20 protein-coding genes are annotated in these 17,251 nt (G+C 45.2%); 13 read left to right on the forward strand and 7 right to left on the reverse strand.

The window, feature by feature from the left end:
• From BN1067_RS19115 to BN1067_RS19140, 6 genes are all read left to right on the forward strand, one after another.
• Positions 1 to 219, forward strand: a complete 219-nt coding sequence (locus BN1067_RS19115) for a spore germination protein (RefSeq protein WP_053220388.1) — start codon at positions 1 to 3, stop codon at positions 217 to 219.
• 12 nt (positions 220 to 231) lie between these two features.
• Positions 232 to 435 carry a spore germination protein GerPB gene (locus BN1067_RS19120; RefSeq protein ID WP_053220389.1) on the forward strand — a complete coding sequence of 68 codons (204 nt, stop codon included), beginning with the start codon at positions 232 to 234 and terminating at the stop codon, positions 433 to 435.
• A 71-nt stretch (positions 436 to 506) separates the two neighbouring features.
• Positions 507 to 1,073 (forward strand): spore germination protein GerPC, encoded by a 567-nt coding sequence (gene gerPC / locus BN1067_RS19125; protein ID WP_053220390.1) that lies wholly within the window; start codon positions 507 to 509, stop codon positions 1,071 to 1,073.
• Positions 1,070 to 1,261: a hypothetical protein gene (locus BN1067_RS19130; protein WP_053220391.1), complete on the forward strand. Its 192-nt coding sequence runs from the start codon at positions 1,070 to 1,072 to the stop codon at positions 1,259 to 1,261. The genes gerPC and BN1067_RS19130 overlap by 4 nt, the downstream gene beginning before the upstream one ends.
• Entirely contained in the window at positions 1,261 to 1,659 is a 399-nt protein-coding gene (locus BN1067_RS19135) for a spore germination protein GerPE (protein WP_053220392.1), read from the forward strand. The genes BN1067_RS19130 and BN1067_RS19135 overlap by 1 nt, the downstream gene beginning before the upstream one ends.
• Before the next feature lie 28 nt (positions 1,660 to 1,687).
• Positions 1,688 to 1,906, forward strand: a complete 219-nt coding sequence (locus tag BN1067_RS19140) for a spore germination protein (RefSeq protein ID WP_053220393.1) — start codon at positions 1,688 to 1,690, stop codon at positions 1,904 to 1,906.
• A gap of 118 nt (positions 1,907 to 2,024) precedes the next feature.
• Here BN1067_RS19140 and addA read toward each other — a convergent pair whose 3' ends face one another.
• Together addA and addB are read right to left on the reverse strand one after the other, a co-directional pair.
• Positions 2,025 to 5,747, reverse strand: a complete 3,723-nt coding sequence (gene addA / locus BN1067_RS19145) for a helicase-exonuclease AddAB subunit AddA (protein WP_053220394.1) — start codon at positions 5,745 to 5,747, stop codon at positions 2,025 to 2,027.
• The gene (gene addB, locus BN1067_RS19150) at positions 5,747 to 9,238 is read right to left on the reverse strand and encodes a helicase-exonuclease AddAB subunit AddB (protein WP_053220395.1); all 3,492 of its coding nucleotides are present in this window, start codon (positions 9,236 to 9,238) and stop codon (positions 5,747 to 5,749) included. The genes addA and addB overlap by 1 nt, the downstream gene beginning before the upstream one ends.
• 76 nt (positions 9,239 to 9,314) lie before the next feature.
• Between addB and BN1067_RS19155 the strand changes: the two genes are divergently transcribed.
• Positions 9,315 to 10,445 (forward strand): MFS transporter, encoded by a 1,131-nt coding sequence (locus BN1067_RS19155; protein WP_053220396.1) that lies wholly within the window; start codon positions 9,315 to 9,317, stop codon positions 10,443 to 10,445.
• Positions 10,446 to 10,598: 153 nt separating this feature from the next.
• Positions 10,599 to 11,321 (forward strand): hypothetical protein, encoded by a 723-nt coding sequence (locus BN1067_RS19160; protein WP_053220397.1) that lies wholly within the window; start codon positions 10,599 to 10,601, stop codon positions 11,319 to 11,321.
• A gap of 162 nt (positions 11,322 to 11,483) precedes the next feature.
• On the opposite strand, the gene lepB is transcribed toward BN1067_RS19160, so the two are convergent.
• Together lepB and BN1067_RS19170 are read right to left on the reverse strand one after the other, a co-directional pair.
• A complete protein-coding gene (gene lepB / locus BN1067_RS19165) occupies positions 11,484 to 12,026 on the reverse strand; it encodes a signal peptidase I (RefSeq protein WP_053220398.1) in 543 nt (180 codons plus the stop codon).
• Between the two features lie 72 nt (positions 12,027 to 12,098).
• Complete coding sequence (locus BN1067_RS19170) at positions 12,099 to 12,695, reverse strand: TVP38/TMEM64 family protein (protein ID WP_407701383.1); 597 nt, start codon at positions 12,693 to 12,695, stop codon at positions 12,099 to 12,101.
• A gap of 242 nt (positions 12,696 to 12,937) precedes the next feature.
• On the opposite strand from BN1067_RS19170, the gene BN1067_RS19175 reads away from it, so the two are divergent.
• The 3 genes from BN1067_RS19175 to BN1067_RS19185 all read left to right on the forward strand — a co-directional run bounded on the left by BN1067_RS19175 (position 12,938) and on the right by BN1067_RS19185 (position 13,987).
• Positions 12,938 to 13,198: a hypothetical protein gene (locus tag BN1067_RS19175; RefSeq protein WP_053220400.1), complete on the forward strand. Its 261-nt coding sequence runs from the start codon at positions 12,938 to 12,940 to the stop codon at positions 13,196 to 13,198.
• A gap of 232 nt (positions 13,199 to 13,430) precedes the next feature.
• Positions 13,431 to 13,652 (forward strand): WYL domain-containing protein, encoded by a 222-nt coding sequence (locus BN1067_RS19180; RefSeq protein ID WP_053220401.1) that lies wholly within the window; start codon positions 13,431 to 13,433, stop codon positions 13,650 to 13,652.
• Between the two features lie 2 nt (positions 13,653 to 13,654).
• Entirely contained in the window at positions 13,655 to 13,987 is a 333-nt protein-coding gene (locus BN1067_RS19185; protein ID WP_053220402.1) for a YolD-like family protein, read from the forward strand.
• A 42-nt stretch (positions 13,988 to 14,029) separates the two neighbouring features.
• Here BN1067_RS19185 and BN1067_RS19190 read toward each other — a convergent pair whose 3' ends face one another.
• Positions 14,030 to 14,296: a hypothetical protein gene (locus BN1067_RS19190; RefSeq protein ID WP_199868573.1), complete on the reverse strand. Its 267-nt coding sequence runs from the start codon at positions 14,294 to 14,296 to the stop codon at positions 14,030 to 14,032.
• A 191-nt stretch (positions 14,297 to 14,487) separates the two neighbouring features.
• On the opposite strand from BN1067_RS19190, the gene BN1067_RS19195 reads away from it, so the two are divergent.
• Positions 14,488 to 14,877, forward strand: coding sequence for a hypothetical protein (locus BN1067_RS19195; protein WP_053220404.1), 390 nt, complete (start codon positions 14,488 to 14,490; stop codon positions 14,875 to 14,877).
• On the opposite strand, the gene BN1067_RS19200 is transcribed toward BN1067_RS19195, so the two are convergent.
• Complete coding sequence (locus tag BN1067_RS19200; protein ID WP_110943588.1) at positions 14,825 to 15,334, reverse strand: competence protein ComK; 510 nt, start codon at positions 15,332 to 15,334, stop codon at positions 14,825 to 14,827. The two genes, BN1067_RS19195 and BN1067_RS19200, sit on opposite strands and share 53 nt — an antisense overlap.
• Before the next feature lie 512 nt (positions 15,335 to 15,846).
• On the opposite strand from BN1067_RS19200, the gene BN1067_RS19205 reads away from it, so the two are divergent.
• Positions 15,847 to 16,308: a DUF3939 domain-containing protein gene (locus tag BN1067_RS19205; RefSeq protein WP_053220406.1), complete on the forward strand. Its 462-nt coding sequence runs from the start codon at positions 15,847 to 15,849 to the stop codon at positions 16,306 to 16,308.
• On the opposite strand, the gene BN1067_RS19210 is transcribed toward BN1067_RS19205, so the two are convergent.
• Positions 16,305 to 17,243, reverse strand: a complete 939-nt coding sequence (locus BN1067_RS19210) for a hypothetical protein (protein ID WP_053220407.1) — start codon at positions 17,241 to 17,243, stop codon at positions 16,305 to 16,307. The two genes, BN1067_RS19205 and BN1067_RS19210, sit on opposite strands and share 4 nt — an antisense overlap.
• Positions 17,244 to 17,251: the final 8 nt, after the last annotated feature.

Below are 17,251 nucleotides of genomic sequence, written 5' to 3' on the forward strand. Positions count from 1 at the left end.
ATGCCTGCTGTAGTCGGAGCGGTAAAAGTCAATTCGATCTCTGAATCCAGCATATTCAATATCGGAGATGTCTACGCAATCAACCCTTATACGAATTCGAAAACCTTTGCCGGCGGAGGCTCATTCAATACGGGGAATGGCATTCACATTCAACTCCAGAATCCTGTTACGAACTTTCAGGATGATGACGTAATCGACCAGCCGAATATCGGAAGCTAAGGGGGGATGGTTGTGCATTTGACCGTTCATCAATCGATATGCATTCATATGTTGAAAGTAAACAGTGTTTCCAACGCGTCTATTTTACAAATAGGCAGCGCTGGTGCGATACGTTCCAATGCGGAACTTTACAATACCGGGGGATTTACCCAGCCTGCAGAAGAAGCCGAGTCGATTTCTGTACAGCAAACACTCGTCCCGCTGTCACCGCAGTGATTTGCACCAATTCTCTTTTTCCGGCATACCTTATTTTATAGGTCTTAGCCCAGAAAGGAGTTTATCCGGCGATGCATCCACCACCATACTGGCAAACATATTTTCAACAGCTGCAGCAATACATTCAAAACCAGGATCAACGGCTGCAGGACCTGGAAGCAAGGGTGGCTGACCTGGAAAAAAGCCAAAAGACCAACCATACGAATGTCGAAAGAATTGATTACCATTTTGACCAGTTGAAAATCGAACGTCTCGATGGAACCTTGCATATCGGTGTCAGTCCGGAAGGCTTGGATTCCATCGAAGATTTTGCAGTCAATCAACAGCAAAAAAATGGACTGCAGCCCTATTCAAGTGCACCAGGACAGCAAATCATTTCGGGTCTGGATCGTTTCATTACCTCGGAAGCACCAAAGCTTTTGAATGAGCTGTCCAGACAGTACCAGCGCCCACTGTCCCCCAAGCAGAAGGATATGCTCATAAAGGATATTAAACAGCAGTTGCCAGAGCGGGCTGCATACTATTTAGAGAACAGGGATGGAGATTCTCCGGATGCTGAGCACATACATGATCGCATTTGGCAGGAAATCAACCATTCCCTCCATGAATTTTTTCAAAAAGGAGAATTCCCGGAATGAATTTCACCGTGCATAATTGGGATTTAAATGTAGGCGATATAGAAATGACAGCTGTCTCTAGCTCATCCACCTTATTGGTCGGGGATTGTGAACAGATTAATTTGCGTTCGTTTTTTGATACGCCACCAGAGTCTTATATAGTCGGATCGCTCGTTCCATTGGGGCGTCAAGCAGAGGAAGGTCCTTAATGATGAAACGCACTTCCTATGTCGATACTGTTTACGTCAATGCAGTATCCCGAAGTTCGATATTGGAAGTTGGCGATGTTAACAGCCTTCGTCCAGAATCAATGGTACTCGCCGTACAACAAGAAGGCATCGCCGAAACGGGAGAAGTGCAGGTAGAATTTTCTGATTTTCCTGTGTTCAGCAAACCGCCTGCCTCATTGCCTTCCGCTCCGCCGGTGAGCCAAACAACGATTCATCACTGCCCGGGAATTGGTGTCGGAAATATCCGTGTCCTTGGGGTAGCAGCTTCTTCAACTGTTCAGGTTGGAAGCTTAAACGTTTTGGATTCTGAGGCACGATTAAAGCATATCCGGATTATCAGAGAGGAACAGAATGACAGTTCCTCCAATACAATGTAATAAATGCAAATAAAGAAGGTGTCCTTTAATGCCGTCGATAGTCGGACCAATAAAAATCAACTCTATAGATGGCGGAGTTATCAACTTTGGCGACAGCTTTTATCTCTCCCCAAAAAGCACCTCCAAGGTAAGTTCAGGCTCTGGCTCTTTTAATACCGGCGACTTCATCAATACGAACAGCGGCCTGAGTGCCACAAATACGGCTGACCCTGATGTTGCAGATCAAAACGTTACCGCCAACACATAAGGAGAGACGCCTCTATTACAACGGGCAGCGGACATTTTGGAGATATTGGTTCGTTACAGCTAAAATGAAGTAATGCCGCAAAGAAACCGGTGCGCCTATTTTGGGCGCACCGGTTTTGCTAAACTTCTATCAATAATGGACCATCAAAGAAATACAAGTATTTATTCGAGATCGGTTGCTTCCAAATTTGCTCAAGCGCCCGGGCATATAAATCGAGCTGTACCTGATAGCGTGACTTCAATCTTTGCTGCATCTCTGCCGTAACCTCTCCGTCGATACTATCTGTTTTATAATCCAGGATGATCCATCCATCTCCATCCGGGATGATACAATCAATCACCCCTTGGACAAGTACTTGCTCATCTGTCTCTTCCTGCCAATCAGCATATACTTCTTTCGCATTGATCGAGATGCTAAACGGAACTTCCCGAGTTACTTCACTTGCTTCGATCGCCCGTCTGCCAATTTCTGTGGTAAAGAACCGTTCTATCGCATCAATGTCTATCACATCTGCTTCTTCCTGGGTCAGTATCTCTTTGGTTACCAAGCCCTGGACAAATTCAGCCAGTGCGTTTTTTTGCCACGTTCGATTGAATGGGAGGTGCTGCATTACTGCATGCATGGCACTTCCTCTTTCGGCGGCAGTCAACTGTTTTTCCTGCTGCATGAAACGTGGACGTCGGATAATAGGAGCTCGATAACGCTGGACAAGCTGATCACTGCTGTATTCATCTTTTATTTCCCGCTGCCGCTTCAATTCCGTTACGGTTTGCTTTGCACGGTAGAAGGAAGCATTCTTGTAAGGGTAAACATAGGATAAACGGCTGGCTACCTTATTATCCAGTTCCGGCCTTGTACCTTGCAGCAGCTTCCATTCTTGAACAGCTGTTTTTATTTTTTCCTGTTCTTCTGCTTCCATAACGGCCAAATTGGCGAGTTCACTGCCATGGAGCAGTTGAACCTGCCAAGCAGAGGCGTCACGTCGGATAGCCTCCGGAACTTCAAGGCTCACTTCTACATTGCGGAGCGGTTGATTGGATTCATGTCTCATCAGAGCAGGACCGACCCAATCAAGATAGCTTTGTGTTTCCAGCCGGAAATGAGATGGGAGTACCCAGTCTTTATGCTCAATAATTTGCTGCCACTTCTCCTGCTTCTTTTCAAAGGAAGCAACATTGCCGACCATGACCAGCTTCTCTTTAGCCCGTGTCAAAGCCACATACAACACGCGCATTTCTTCCGCCAGCATTTCCCGCTGCTTCTCTTTTTTCAAGGCATGATAAGCAAGTGTCGGATACATGATCCGTTTTTCCGGATCGATATATTTACTGCCGAAGCCCAAGTCCTTGTGAAGCAAGTATTTTTGTCTTAAATCCTGCTGGTTGAACTGTTTATCCATAGCACCGAGGATAACAACCGGAAACTCCAATCCCTTACTTTTATGGATGGTCATTAGGCGGACAACATCTTCCTGCTCACCGAGCGCTCTCGCTGCACCTAGATCGTCACCGCGTTCTTCCATTCTCTCAATAAACCGTAAAAAGCGGAACAATCCCCGGAATGACGTATTTTCATAAGTACGGGCCCGGTCATATAATGCGCGCAAATTAGCCTGGCGCTGTCTGCCACCTGGTATCCCGCCGACAAAATCGTAATACCCTGATTCCCGATAAATCTGCCAAATCAATTCAGACAGCGCCCCTTGCCTGGCCCGAAGTCTCCAGTCCTTCAATTTATTGATAAACGATTGGACTTTCGCCGTTTTCCGGTTATCAGATGAAGAAACGATAAATGACTGCAAAGCATCATAATAGGCAGCCTGTTTTTGAGCCAATCGGATTTCCGCCAAATCTTCCTCATCCAGCCCGACAATCGGGGAACGGAGTACTGAAGCAAGCGGAATATCCTGCCTTGGGTTATCAATGACTTTCAGCAAGCTAATCATGATTTTAATTTCGATCGCTTCCAGGTAACCTGTTGATAGTTCGGCATAGACAGGGATACCCTGCTGTTTTAACTCCTCGGTAATAGTCGGCGCCCATGTCATCGAACGCATCAGAATTACGATGTCCCGGTATTGAATGTCACGCTGGCTGCCCGTTGCTTTATCGACTACCTGCATCGGAGGATTTTGCTCATCACCGATCCATTTTTTAATCATTCCTGCATAAGCGCGTGCTTCCAGCTGCGCTTTTTCTAAATCCTGAAAATCTTCTTCCCCTGTATCGTCCTGCTGGCGCTCTTCCTGGTTTTCCCGGTCAATAATATGCAATTCGGTGTCCGTGTCACCCAGCTGCAACTCGTCATAAATACGATTGGCATAAATCAGCTCTGCTTCTTGTTCGTACTCCATCTCGCCGACATCCTCGCTTAGAAGCTGCCGGAATATATAGTTTGCAGCGGATAATACCTGTTCCCGGCTGCGGAAATTTCGAGCCAAATCAATTCGTTTCCCCGGGTTTGCTTCTTGGGCATATCGCTTGTATTTATTCAGAAACAAAGAAGGTTCAGCATGCCGGAAACGATAGATGCTTTGCTTGACGTCCCCAACCATGAACATATTCCCCGCACCTTCTTGATCGGTTATCAGGGAAAGCAACGTCTCCTGCACCAGGTTAGTATCTTGGTATTCATCGACCATTATCTCCGTGAAATGATTACGGAGATTGCCGGCGACGCTGGAAGGGACAGGTTGTTCCGGAGTCGAGCTTTCATCGAGTAATATCTGCAGGCAGTAATGTTCCAAGTCGGAAAAATCGACAATTGCCTTTTCCTTTTTCAACTGCGTGTAACGCTGTTTGAATTCCTTTACGAGCAAAGTCAGCTGGACAATAGTCGGATGAAGACTTTTCATGTCTGCCAAATAAGCTTCCATACTGCGGGAAAACCAATCTTCTGCAAGATCATTCCAACGTTTTTTATAGCTGGTGCGCAGATCCTTAACCTTATCCTTTTTATCCTCTGAACAATCTGCTTTCTTCCTGGATAACGTCTGGAATTTGCTTTGTTGGAAAAACTGCTGTGCCTTCTCCCATGATAGCTGTAATAATGCCTTTGCTTTTTGGAACATTTCCAAATCAGCCTCTATTGCTTCTGCATAATGATAGGGCCCATCATTCTCTCTCGTCACCTCAAGCGCGGACTGAGCCTCATGCAGCATCGCGTCAAGCTGGCTGTTGACTTCACGTTTCAGGATAGAAAGCCAGGGCAAAGATTCTTCCTCAGCCTCCTCCACATCGTACATTGCTGCCATTTGATCCAGCCACGTATCAGGCCACGGATTTTGCGTTGCAAAATCATATAGTTTAAGGATCAGTTCTTCCACTTCCAAATCACTGCGGTCATTGGAAAAGCGGTCGACGACATCAAAAAACGCTGCCTGTTCCTCTCCTTGTTTTCCGTACCATTCCTCAAACATTTCCTCCAGTACTTCCTGTCTGATCATATCTCCTTCAATATCATCGGCGATACGAAAGCCGGGATCGATATCCAGCATATAGGCGTGCTGCCTGACTACTTCCATACAGAAAGAATGAAGGGTGGATATGGATGCCCGTTGCAGCAAGGACAGCTGCTTTTTCAAATGGAGGGACCCCGGATTTTCCTGTAAAGCGGCTTCCAGCGCAGCTCCAACCCGGTTTCGCATCTCCTGGGCAGCTGCATTGGTAAAGGTTACGACCAGAAGGGAATCGATATCTACCGGGTTTTCCTTATTTAAAAGCTTTTGAATGATTCTTTCCACAAGCACTGCCGTTTTACCAGAGCCGGCTGCAGCTGCGACCAGAATATCGCTTCCCGCTGCGTAAATTGCTTCTTCCTGTTCTTTTGTCCATTGCGGCATCAGTCTTCCTCCTTCCGGGCAATCAAATCAAGTACTTCCTCGTCCTTCATATCCTTAAGCCGCCGGTAATTATTTTCATGAAGCGTCGGGTCAAATTGGCAGACTGATTTAAACGGACAATAAGTACAAGCCACCTGCTGCTTTTGCTGATACGGGTTGAGGTGGACGCCACCGTTGGTAATGTCCGTGCCAGCCTGTACCATCAACTCCCGGATATAATGGCGCAACTGGTCAAAAGCTTCCTGTCCGGCAGTGTAGGAACCTTTGCGGAATCCGCCGCTTTTCTTCAACCCAGCCGGGACAATTCGACTCATCCCGCTGTCCAGTCCGGTATCCATCATTTTCACGATATGCTCATCTTCCAGCAGCAGACCTTGCATTTTAAACTTCTTGAAAATTTCCTGTTCAATATCCAGGTCGTCGAGCTGTTTATTTCCTGAAATCATCGGGTTGTGAACATGAAAGTACAGTACTCCGGCAGGGCTCGCTTTCTCGCCGAGCCACTGTTCTGAATGGGACAAAATCACATCGAGATAAGACAGCATTTGCAAGGCAAGACCGTAATAAACTTCGACAAGATTCAGCCCTTTGGAGCTCGATTTATAATCGATAATTCGCAAAAGCAAATTGTCCTGTCCCAGCGCTTTGTCGACTCTGTCGATCCGTCCTCTTAACATCAACTCAAAACCGTTTGGCAGGTCGATTGTTATAGGCGGCAGCTCTTGATTAGGGCCGAAACCAAGTTCTAGTCCAACCGGAGAAAACTGACTCTGCCTTGCTTGTTCACTTAATACGAAAGCTGCTCTTGCTATAATCTCCTGAAGCTTTTGCTGGATGTACTGATACCTGTTCGAACTGTGCAGGATTTGATGCTGCAGGACAGGCGCCAGACTTTTTACTGCCCTGCTGGCATAATGGCTGGTTTCTTCCCGTTGTATGTCGGAAAAATCCCGCCCTTCCTGTTGAATCCACTCGGTAATCTGCTTCAAAGCTTCATGAAACAGCTGTCCGATATCCGGAGCATCCAATTTATAAGTACGACGTTCTTCCAAGCCAAGACTGTACTTAGCGAAATGCTGATAAGAACAGCGATAGTACATTTCAAGCCGGGAAACACTTGCTTTCACTTCTCGCGGATACAACTGTTTAGCCGTTTCCTCTTTTATGTTTGCCGGTGTATTTTTATAAAACAGACTTTGCAAAATGGTATAAGCCGTGCCATCCTTCGGCTCATGCTCGATGTACCAGTTTAGTACATTCCACCAGATATCATGAATCGGATAACCGCGTAAATTCCGGGCCAGCTGTGCTGTCAATGCCGATCTCGTCTTTATGGGGGTCGAGATGAATCTGTCTGCTTCCATTAGTTCTTCCGGGTCCTGAAGCAGCAGTTGATCACAGCAGGACGGGAACAAATCCTCGATACGATTAATCAATTGGGACGGCACCTTGGATTTCCCTTCCTCGTCGCTGAGTGGATAGCTTATCCAAAGTTTATCCTTGGCACAGGTAAAGGCAAGGTACACATAAAACCAATCGTCAAGCAGCTGGCGCTTGCTTCCATCAGCCAGCCTAATGCCTTGTTCAGCAAGCAATTCCCGTTCCTCTTCCGATATCATCCCGTCTGGTGCAGGCTTCATTGGCCAAACGCCTTCATTGACCCCAAGCAAAAAGGCACACTTGATACCGCTGATTCTCGACCGGTCGATTGTCCCGGTGACGACATGGTCCATACTTGGAGGCACATGGGCAAACTTAAGGGATTCCAAGCCGGAATCCAGGGTCGTACGGAATAGCTGTAAAGACATGCGTTCGTCACCGATTATTTCCACCATCTCATCCAGAAGCTGTATTACTCCATCCCACACCTGTTCCTGTTCGCGTCCCTGCTCATTTCTCCCCTGTTCGTCCAACTCGGTACGGAAGGCTTCCAGCCGACGTGGCACCTGGAGCTTTTCCAGCCATTCAAAAATGATACGGGCCCTGTCCATGACAGTTGCCTCTTTTCGGATTTGCTCATCAAATGGCTGAAGAGCCCGGACGACCTGGTGACGATAGCGGTTGATTCTCGTCTGGATTGCCCGTTCTTTATCCGTTTGCGACGCCTGATCAAAGCCTCTGAAACGCTGAAACTTCCATTCCTGATCACCGTACCAGCGATCTCTGCCGCGGATTCCATATTCCAAAACGTAATTCTCCAATTCATCGATTGCATCTTCGGTTAACGGATACTCGCTGTCGGAGACAGGGATAAATCCCGTTTTCAGCAGACGGAACACTGCATCATAGCGCCAGTTCCCTTCTACGACGTCCAACGCCGAACGAATCAGCTCGAGCAGCGGATGATTCATCATGGTGCGCTTTTCATCAATGAATACCGGAATCCCGTAATCTTCAAAAACGGTATCAATCAAATCATGATAGACATCGGTCTGCCGGATTAAAACGGCGACATCTTTATAACGGTAGCCCTCTTCACGAACGAGACGCAGAATTTCCTGGGCAGCTCCCTCCACTTCCGCGCGTGGATGGACTGCCTGGGCAACCTGGATCGGCACATATCCCGGATATGCAGGCGCAGGTCGCTGATCAAAATATTTCTCCAAATGGGAAAAATACGGCCGGTTGGCAAACCGTCCTTCTTTCTGATTAAGACGCTTGGTTTCATCAATCGACACACCGTTCTCCTGTGCTACAGCTTGGACAGCATGATAGGTTTCGGTAGGCAGACAGAACAAATCAAGCTCAGATGCCTCGTTACCTGCCGGGCCCTCAGTGGCCAGGGTGATGGTTACCTGTTCCGTCTTTTTCATCAATGCTTCGACTACCTGAAGTTCCTGTGGGGTGAAATGATGAAACCCGTCGATATATACTTCCGCGCCCTCGAGGAAGGACGCTTCCTCTATTTTTTCCGCCAGCAGCTGCAGCTGGTCTTCGCTATCAATATATTGATCTTTCAACGCATCGACCAGCCTGTCATAAATATAACTCAGGTCTTCCAGCTTATTGCGTAACGCTGTTTCCCCGGGATATTTATGGGTGAAGCGGTCCATATTGATGATTTGCTCGGCGAGGGCTTCCGGGGAAATCCGGTAACGTTTGAACTCGGTAATCATTTGTTCCAATTGTTCCATAAAGCCTTGCTTTTCGATTGCCTTTTGGAATACGTTCCAGTCCGATTTCCTTTCCTCGGTTATTTTTCGAAGCATCATTTGGACACCCGTAGAACTAATAAACTTTCTGGTACCTCCTCCGGTCTCCTGAAAAACCCGCCAGGCTAACCGGGAAAAGCTGAAAACCTGTCCACGGATACTGCCATCGATCGACTCTCTCTTCAGCAGGGCATACTCCTGTTGAAATGTCATCTGGTCCGGCACAATATATAAAAGCGGCGGCCCTTTTGGTTCCTCATTCAGTTTTTCTTCTATTTCCTGCAGGCACTGATTGCTTTTTCCAGAACCCGCTTTCCCTAATAAAAACCGGACACCCATCGTCACTCTCTCCCTTTATCACAAAATTTCCCCTGCAACATATAGTACACTAGTCTAATGAAAAGGAGGCGGCAGAATGGCCAAGCAAAACATCAGCGCGGCCGCCCTGATTTATTGTGCTGTTTTTGTCGCAAGCAGCTTATATGTAATGATTCCTTTGCATACGCTGCTGTCGGAAACCTACCATGTATCGATCGGCAACGCCTCTCTAACCAGCTCTTTCTTTATCCTGGCCTACGCCATCGGACTTTTATTTTTTGGTTTTTTAGCCGATCAACTTCCTTTAAGCCGGATCATGTTGACCGGTATGGCTCTATTAACAATCGTAACCGTGGTTCTTGCGCTGATTGATTCCATCAAGTCTATTTTGTTTTTGCGTGTGATACAGGGGCTGCTTGCTGCCAGTTTCGCACCATTGGCGTTCGGATATTGTTTTCGCAGCTTCGGGCCTCGTCTGCAAGGATTGGCCATCGCTCTCATCAATACCGGATTCCTTTTTGCCGGTGTTTTCGGTCAAATAATATCCGCGGCATTCGCGAATGCTTTCTCTATTTCCAGTGTGTTCATCTCATTCAGTGTGTTTTATTTTTCCTGTTTTATATTTTTATTGTTTACCTTACAGCCGTCAGCAAAAGCAAACGGTATTGCATTAAAAAAACTCACTGGTTCTATTTTATCATGTCTGCGCAACCGAATCGTACGCAGCCTTTACCTAATTGCCTTTTTCCTTCTATTTCCGATCATGCTGTTCTATGGAGCCTTTGAAATCTATCTTTATACCAGCTGGCCCGAATTTCCGATTCCGCTGCAGCTGTTTCGTGCCATCAGCTTGATTGGGATCATCCCTTCCTTTTTCACAAGCGTGGTGTTGGAAAAATTCGGAGCAAAACGTGTATTACGGTTGCATTTGGCAGTAATGGCAGCTGGGTTTCTTCCAGCAGCCATTCATTTGAATGTGGCGACCATTGCTATGGCTTCTTTTTTTCTCATCGTCTCGACATCGTTGACCATTCCGATGGTCGTTCTCCTGGTGGGAAGACATGCGTCCGCCGGAACAAGCGCTATTGCAATTTATTCGTTTACGCTTCTTTCAGGTGCCACAACCGGATCGGCTTTAGCCCCATCCGTCGAGTTCTCGTTCGTATTGATGTTAATCCCGCTGCTCTTCGTCGCACTTACACTGTTCGCAAGGGTGCTGCCTGATTAAATGCAGCTCCCTTCCTAATTATACAATTATTATAGAACATGTGTTCTCTTCTTTCAATCCTATTGCCTGACAGCCAGACAAGCCTTGCTAACTGAATAGTTCCCTCTCAATCAGGGTATAACGAAGGGAGTCTGGAAAGGAGGCAGTTTTTACATGTTTTGGCTAAGTTTTTTGTTTGCTGTGTGCTTTGTTCTGATCCACCTGTTCTCTAAAAAATTGCTATTTTTAAATAATGTGCCGAGGAGCCGGTTTCTGTCTATTGCAGGCGGCATTGCTGTTGCATATGTATTCATTCATTTATTGCCTGATTTAAATGAACACCAGGAGGCGGTCGAAGAAGCATTGTCCAAGGAGAGTCTCTCTTTTCTTGAATCTCATATTTACCTGATTGCCTTGGCGGGACTGACACTGTTTTATGGTCTGGAACGAATGGTGAAAGTGTCAAAACGGAAAAACAATACAAGGAAGGCCACTGCGGGGATATTTTGGATTCATATCGGTTCCTTCTTTTTTTATAATGCGATTATTGGCTATCTATTGATTACAGAGGAGTTTGCCAATGTTACGGGAATGATTTTTTACTTTTTGGCGCTGGCCGTCCATTTTATCATTAACGATTTCAGTCTTCGTGAACGGCACGAAACGATTTATGACAAATACGGCCGTTGGCTGTTGAGCGTGGCGGTTCTTATCGGCTGGGCCATAGGAAGTTTATATGAAGTCAAGCCGTTCATCGTTTCCTTTTTAACGGCTTTTCTTGCTGGCGGAGTGATTTTGAATATCTTGAAGGAAGAACTTCCGGAAGAAAGGCAAAGCAGCTTTGGCGCTTTTCTGGTCGGCGTTGCCGGCTACACGCTGCTGCTGCTAATCATTTGATCTCATACAAACAGGGACAAATCCTCTGCTGAAAGGACTGTCCCTGTTTTTTGTTACTTTTTATCGATTTATACGATGGCCTGCATTTTCATATCCTCTGATGAGAAGAACCAAGCAGTCGTTTCCAATCTAATCAGAGGCAAAGGAAGCGAGAAGTTCTTTTTAAAAGCTTACACCTAATTGGGAAAGCGGCCAGTATCGCACATCAACTTTCCCGACGACTTCTTCTTGGGAAACAAATCCGAAATACCTGCTGTCCAGGCTTTCGCGTCGGTTATCTCCCATGACAAACAGTTTCCCCTCCGGCACTACCGTCCGGCCGGTTACTTCATTCAATGAAAAGTCTTCTGTCAATGGTTTCCCGTCATCCGTTTTAAACGGCTCTAAATACTCTTCCTCAACCGGCTCTCCATTCAGATATAGACGATCGTTCTTATATTCAATCGTGTCTCCCGGAGTGCCGATAACACGTTTCACGTAATCTTCTTTCTCATTCGCATGGAACACGATGACATCGAATCGATTGATACCATGCAAGTCATAGGCCATTTTGTTCACCATGATCAGATTTTCATCAAATAACGTGGGCTCCATCGATTTTCCATCCACAACATAACTAGCAAATAAATACGAACGGAAAAGTACTGCCAGGATTCCTGCAATCACTACCGTCCGTAATACTTTCCAATAATTTATTTTTTTCATTGACTTTTCCTCCAGGTGCTGTTCTATCCATATTTTACCCTTCAGAAAAAATATTAATCCCCTATTTGGAGGCTACCCCCGTTCTCGGGTCTTTCTATGCAGACGCTGCTCCATGAATTTGCCGAATATCCAAAACAACAGGATACAAATTCCAACCACGATTGTCTTTATCGGATTTTGAGCGAAAGAAACGATACTGTCTCCCACATAGGCAATTGTAAATATCATCACTGTCTTCCCGAGCAGCACAGCAAGGACAAATTGCTGCAAGCTTATTTTGGACAGCCCTGCGACAATATTGATGACAGAAGACGGAGAAAACGGAAAGCACATCAGCAAAAACAATGGGCCGAACCCGTGCCGCTCCAGCCATCCCGTTACCCTTTCAACTTGCTTGTTTTTACGCAGCCAAATAAATAAGCGCTTATTCCCAAGCTTGCGGACTAGCATAAATACACATATTGCCCCCGCGCTGGCACCAATCCACGAAAACAAAAAGCCTTCGAGCAACCCGTATGCCGCAGCATTGGCAAGCACGAAGACAACCAACGGCAAAAACGGCAAAAATGCCTCAATGAAAGGCAGTAAAATGCCAGGAAGCGGTCCGAGGGCCTCATAGCTTTTCAATAGCTGCAGCAGTAAGTCATCGAATCTATTACTTTCTATCAGTTCTCTTAATTCATTGAGATCTATGTTAAATATGTACAAGTCCCATTCTCCTCGCACCCACACTTGCAGTATATCTACTGCTTATTAACCAGTTTCCCTATTTTAATTGTAATGTAAACAAGGAAAATTGCCCAGTGCGCTGTCTTTTTTTCTCCTCCGTTGTTCTGTTGTTCACTTTCTTGTTGTTTTTCTTATAAAATAATCAGATAATAGAAACAGACATTTTACCTGGAGGAAAAACAATGTATGTCTTTTTAATAATTTCAGCCTTTATCGTATGTATTGTTGCCTTGATTATAACATTGCTATTAGGAAAATCGGAATCAGACAAAGCCAAGGCCTACGAAAAAGCCGAAAATCGGCATGAGCAAGAGCTCCATCGTTCCATTGACTATGAAAAAAGCTCGATGAAGGAAAATGTGCCTTTGCTGATTGTTATTTATGGAGCAACCTTTCTCATCGCTATTGCCTTGTTTCTAATATTTATCTATTTTCCGTTTTAATCAAATCCAAAAACCGGACGATGATTCGAAATCCTAACCTTCGAACTCGTTCGGTTTTTTTGATCTTCACCTTTTGAATGAGCCGTTCATGATGGAATCTAAGCAGCATGAATGAATGAACTGTTGTCATTGGCAAGAGACTAGGTATTAATTACCAGACTTTATTTGGTTGTAAAATTTCCGCGTTTTGCATATAATAAGAACAAACGTTCCCTTTCGAGGAGTGAAACCAATGGAAACAACCCTTCAACGAGCAATGGAGAACAAAAAAATGGTGGAAATGATTTATATGGCAAAAAACGGACGGCTATCACAGCGCATAGTCCGAATTCTTCAGATCAAGGAAGAACAAATCGTTGCTTATTGCTATTCCCGCAGGCAAGTCAGGACTTTTCGCCTGGAAAATATTTTAGCCATTCACCCGGTTAAAAAATTTCAACGCAAGGGGGCTTAACCGTGCATGACAAACATCAAGATCGGGGAACCATCAAATGGACTTCCCTCATGCTGCCCGAGCATGTGGAAATGCTCAACCAGTGGTATGAAGCAGAAAAAGATGTAGAAAAGCCGCTTCTCAGTAGTGACAAATTAGAGGAAATGCAGCGGACGATCACGCAAGCAATTGAATACAAACAAAAGGTCTCGCTCTTCTTCTATGAAGCACAACGGATAGAGAGGATGGAAGGTTTCATAAAAGGAGCAGGAATGGGAAAACTTGAGGTTGAAAACCGTGATGGGATTGAATTTCTTCCTTTTGAAGCCATCACCGATGTGGAATTGATCGAATGAACCCAGTCGGAGGAAAGAAGCAAATCAGGAGCATTTCGTCTATCAGGATCCCTCCTGATCACTCTCCTCTTCCTCCGGATCAAGCTGCACATCATCCAGGTCGAGCCAGGACAACATTTCTCTTACCACTGTATTTATTTTTTCGTCTACCATTTTATCTCCATACTTCTTTTTGGCTCGTGCAATATTATCGAGGACATCCTGCCCAAAATCGATGATCGGTGCATCACTTTCCAGGTTGTTGAATAGGTCGAGAATTTCATCAAGCGCTTTGTCAAAACGCTTGCTTTCCAATTCGGTTGCTTTCATTTTCATCACCCAGTCATAGGGTATCCGAAATACCGGAAAATAACAGCCCATGCCTACAAACGTTCACCTGTGGATTTTTTCCGGCCTTTCACCGCCTCATTTTTGCTACCAGTATTTACTTTCACAAGTTCGGTTTTAGAATCGATCGGTTTAGGGTATAATAGAACATACGTTCGTAAGGAGGAGTAATTGTGCGTTATCTCAGCGAAGAACAACTTTCTGTTGCTTCCCGTTTTCTATTTCTTTCAATGGCCATTGTAGTCATTCAAAAAGACCTGCAAAACATTCAAACAGGCAGCTTCAAAATCAAAGAACCCTTCACCGACCTGCTCGAAAAAATGGAGCAGGAAGCTGTAGCAGAACGCAGACAGCTTCGAAGCCGTATGGCGAAGGAAAAGCTACAGGTCGTTTCTTTAAACAAAAACGATTCCTTTTCCTCCTTTTTATTTATCTGCCAAGGGCGAGAAGAGAAAAGAAACTATTTTAATCCAGCCATTCGAAAAAAGGTGGAAAACATTCTGCGGGAGCTTATACAAAAGGCTCAGCAACAATATCAGCACTATTCTTCCACAAATACTTAATCCGGTGATCCAGTAAGTAGCGAAATTGTGCAGTCCGTTGGATTTGATTCAATATAATACCGTGGGAAACTTGGAGTGTAATGGAAGCGCCATTCTTGAAGGCAATTTCAGTGGAATGATTGGCAGCCTTGCTGATTCTGTCGACATGTGAGTGGGCAATCCATGAGCAATGAGGGCTATTTGGGGAAGCTGTGGGGAAAAAATACATACCGCTCGAAGGGTCAATGGAAACAGGAACTTTGTGTGTAATATTGCAGATATCCTTGGTCCCTTCCTGCCTGCCTCGCAGGCTGCTCCCAAAGAACTTACAGGCAAGATCGATGATTTTGCTTGCCGGCTGTTTCACATGGATAATTTCCTCTTCTTCTAAAACTCTCGAAGAAAACCTGTTGCCTGTGTCCCCTCCAATGACAGCTAGTGTAAGTGGGGTAACTTCATAATCCGTTTGATATATCATAGAGTCCATCCCTTCATTGAATAGTTAGGCAGGTGAAAGGCCTACTCCTAATTTACCAGAAAATTGCATAAATTGGTAGAAATAATTGAATTTTTTGTAAAAAATTCCTGCTATTTGTCATGCATGTCATCTGTAAATTAAAGCGTTTCCAATCAAGCCGTCAGGTTTGCTATACTCTACCTAGAAGCAAGAAGTAATGGCGGGCACAGAACACCCTGCCAGGTTTTTTACTACGTGTAAAAAAGGAGCAATTGCCATGTAGAAAACCTTTATACATCTTTATTGTCAGTTTCTTTAAAGAAATATTCTCAAGGAAATTGGGTGATAAAATAACATTTCTAACCAGGTATTAAAAAGACTTTTCGGAATCACGGAAATCTGCTTAGCAAAATAATACTGAAATTTGTCACGCCCACTTCTTCAAAACGAAAACGCTTTAACACAGGAGTGCAGGTTTGCTATAATCTTTATATCAATAAGATACCATTCCTTTCTATAAAGGAGGAAACGCGATGTGGAAAAAGAACAAAAAACCAAAAATTGATTCTCAGCAGAAACAACTCCCCGTTAGGCCGGTGAGCATTTCAGAGGTAAAAGATGCCATCCGGCGATACAGCGCCGAGCTCGCATCGGAAATACCGCTCCAAGTCATTATAAAGGAAGACCGGACAATTGATTACCAGCTACTCGCTCCCTATTTAGAAGCAGAACCGGAACAGACTTACTACATGTCCCGTGAAACCTATGAAATTTTTGAAGAAAAAGATAAACAGCTCGCCGAAGACCTGGATAAGGTTCAGCAAGCTGTTGACCATTACCGTGACCAAACAGGTAACCTTCCGATCATAGAAGGAGATCCTTACAGGAAGGTCAGTTACTTAAAATTAGAAAAGCTCGGATTATTATCCCGGCGTCCGGAACGTCCTTTCTTCATCACCGACGATGAAGATATGATCACCCACCGCCAGTCTTAAAGCGGGGTTTCAAGCAGCCGTTGCTTATCCGTCTCCAGTTCGTTTATTTTCCGTTCCACGTCAAAAAATAGTTCCTCAAGCCTGGCTAGCGTCCGGTCTGTCTCCCTTTTAACGGTTTCCACCTGTTCAAGTGAATCCTTAATTTGTCCCTGGACAAACCAGTCTGTTATCAGGCCATCAAAAAAATAGTCAGCTACGGTCCAGCCGCCGGATATGGACACGCCGAATGAAAACGAATTTCCGATATCATCCAGTTCGCGTGAAAATTTGCGCAACAGACGCTGTGCTTCGTGTACTTCTTTGCTTGCATCATCGATACGACCATGTTTGATCGCTGTCGTAATCATTCCTCCGCCGAACATATCGAGCGTTCCCCAATTTTCGGCACTGTGAAGCGATTTTTTTGCATCAGCAAGAGCATCGGAAGCCTCTCGGCCGGCAGCGAGCGCTTCCTTAATTTCCCGGGCATCTGCCCGCAACTCGCCGATAGCTTCTGACAAATCAAGCAGTTGCCCTCCAGCTTGATGGTTTTGATTTAGCAAATACTGCTCTTTCCGCTCCAACAGCTGTTGGTATTGTTCTTCCGGATAGCCTAGCGACTGGATTCTATCTGCGAGGATGCTGTGTTCCTTTTCCAGCTCTTCCCTGGCGGAACTTGCTTCCTTCCATTTCAGCTGAGCTTCAAGTACCTCCTGTCGCTCCTTATCCAGCACCTCTTCTTTTTTTCCTGCTAGGGACATGAATATCCCTTTCAGGCTGACACCCTCCAGTTTTTCCACATCGACCTTTTCCTTTTCCAGCCTTTGCTTCATCCTTGTCTCTATTTCCTGTAACTTTTCCAATTCGGCAGTCATAGCGGAAAGCTGGTTATTCAAGTTTTGCTTCTCCCGGAATTTTTCCTTTTCTATCATCAGTTGATTTTGAAAATTCTCCATTGGCTTTC

This window comes from Virgibacillus senegalensis (assembly GCF_000821245.2).
GTDB lineage: Bacteria > Bacillota > Bacilli > Bacillales > Amphibacillaceae > Sediminibacillus > Sediminibacillus senegalensis.

What these genes read in the sequence shown, in the direction of transcription:
- BN1067_RS19115 (WP_053220388.1), top strand. Translation starts at nt 1, where the DNA reads ATGCCTGCTGTAGTCGGAGCGGTAAAAGTCAATTCGATCTCTGAATCC.
- gerPC (WP_053220390.1), top strand. Translation starts at nt 507, where the DNA reads ATGCATCCACCACCATACTGGCAAACATATTTTCAACAGCTGCAGCAA.
- BN1067_RS19130 (WP_053220391.1), top strand. Translation starts at nt 1,070, where the DNA reads ATGAATTTCACCGTGCATAATTGGGATTTAAATGTAGGCGATATAGAA.
- BN1067_RS19135 (WP_053220392.1), top strand. Translation starts at nt 1,261, where the DNA reads ATGATGAAACGCACTTCCTATGTCGATACTGTTTACGTCAATGCAGTA.
- BN1067_RS19140 (WP_053220393.1), top strand. Translation starts at nt 1,688, where the DNA reads ATGCCGTCGATAGTCGGACCAATAAAAATCAACTCTATAGATGGCGGA.
- addA (WP_053220394.1), bottom strand. Translation starts at nt 5,747, where the DNA reads ATGCCGCAATGGACAAAAGAACAGGAAGAAGCAATTTACGCAGCGGGA.
- addB (WP_053220395.1), bottom strand. Translation starts at nt 9,238, where the DNA reads ATGGGTGTCCGGTTTTTATTAGGGAAAGCGGGTTCTGGAAAAAGCAAT.
- BN1067_RS19155 (WP_053220396.1), top strand. Translation starts at nt 9,315, where the DNA reads ATGGCCAAGCAAAACATCAGCGCGGCCGCCCTGATTTATTGTGCTGTT.
- BN1067_RS19160 (WP_053220397.1), top strand. Translation starts at nt 10,599, where the DNA reads ATGTTTTGGCTAAGTTTTTTGTTTGCTGTGTGCTTTGTTCTGATCCAC.
- lepB (WP_053220398.1), bottom strand. Translation starts at nt 12,026, where the DNA reads ATGAAAAAAATAAATTATTGGAAAGTATTACGGACGGTAGTGATTGCA.
- BN1067_RS19175 (WP_053220400.1), top strand. Translation starts at nt 12,938, where the DNA reads ATGTATGTCTTTTTAATAATTTCAGCCTTTATCGTATGTATTGTTGCC.
- BN1067_RS19180 (WP_053220401.1), top strand. Translation starts at nt 13,431, where the DNA reads ATGGAAACAACCCTTCAACGAGCAATGGAGAACAAAAAAATGGTGGAA.
- BN1067_RS19190 (WP_199868573.1), bottom strand. Translation starts at nt 14,296, where the DNA reads ATGAAAGCAACCGAATTGGAAAGCAAGCGTTTTGACAAAGCGCTTGAT.
- BN1067_RS19200 (WP_110943588.1), bottom strand. Translation starts at nt 15,334, where the DNA reads ATGATATATCAAACGGATTATGAAGTTACCCCACTTACACTAGCTGTC.
- BN1067_RS19205 (WP_053220406.1), top strand. Translation starts at nt 15,847, where the DNA reads ATGTGGAAAAAGAACAAAAAACCAAAAATTGATTCTCAGCAGAAACAA.
- BN1067_RS19210 (WP_053220407.1), bottom strand. Translation starts at nt 17,243, where the DNA reads ATGGAGAATTTTCAAAATCAACTGATGATAGAAAAGGAAAAATTCCGG.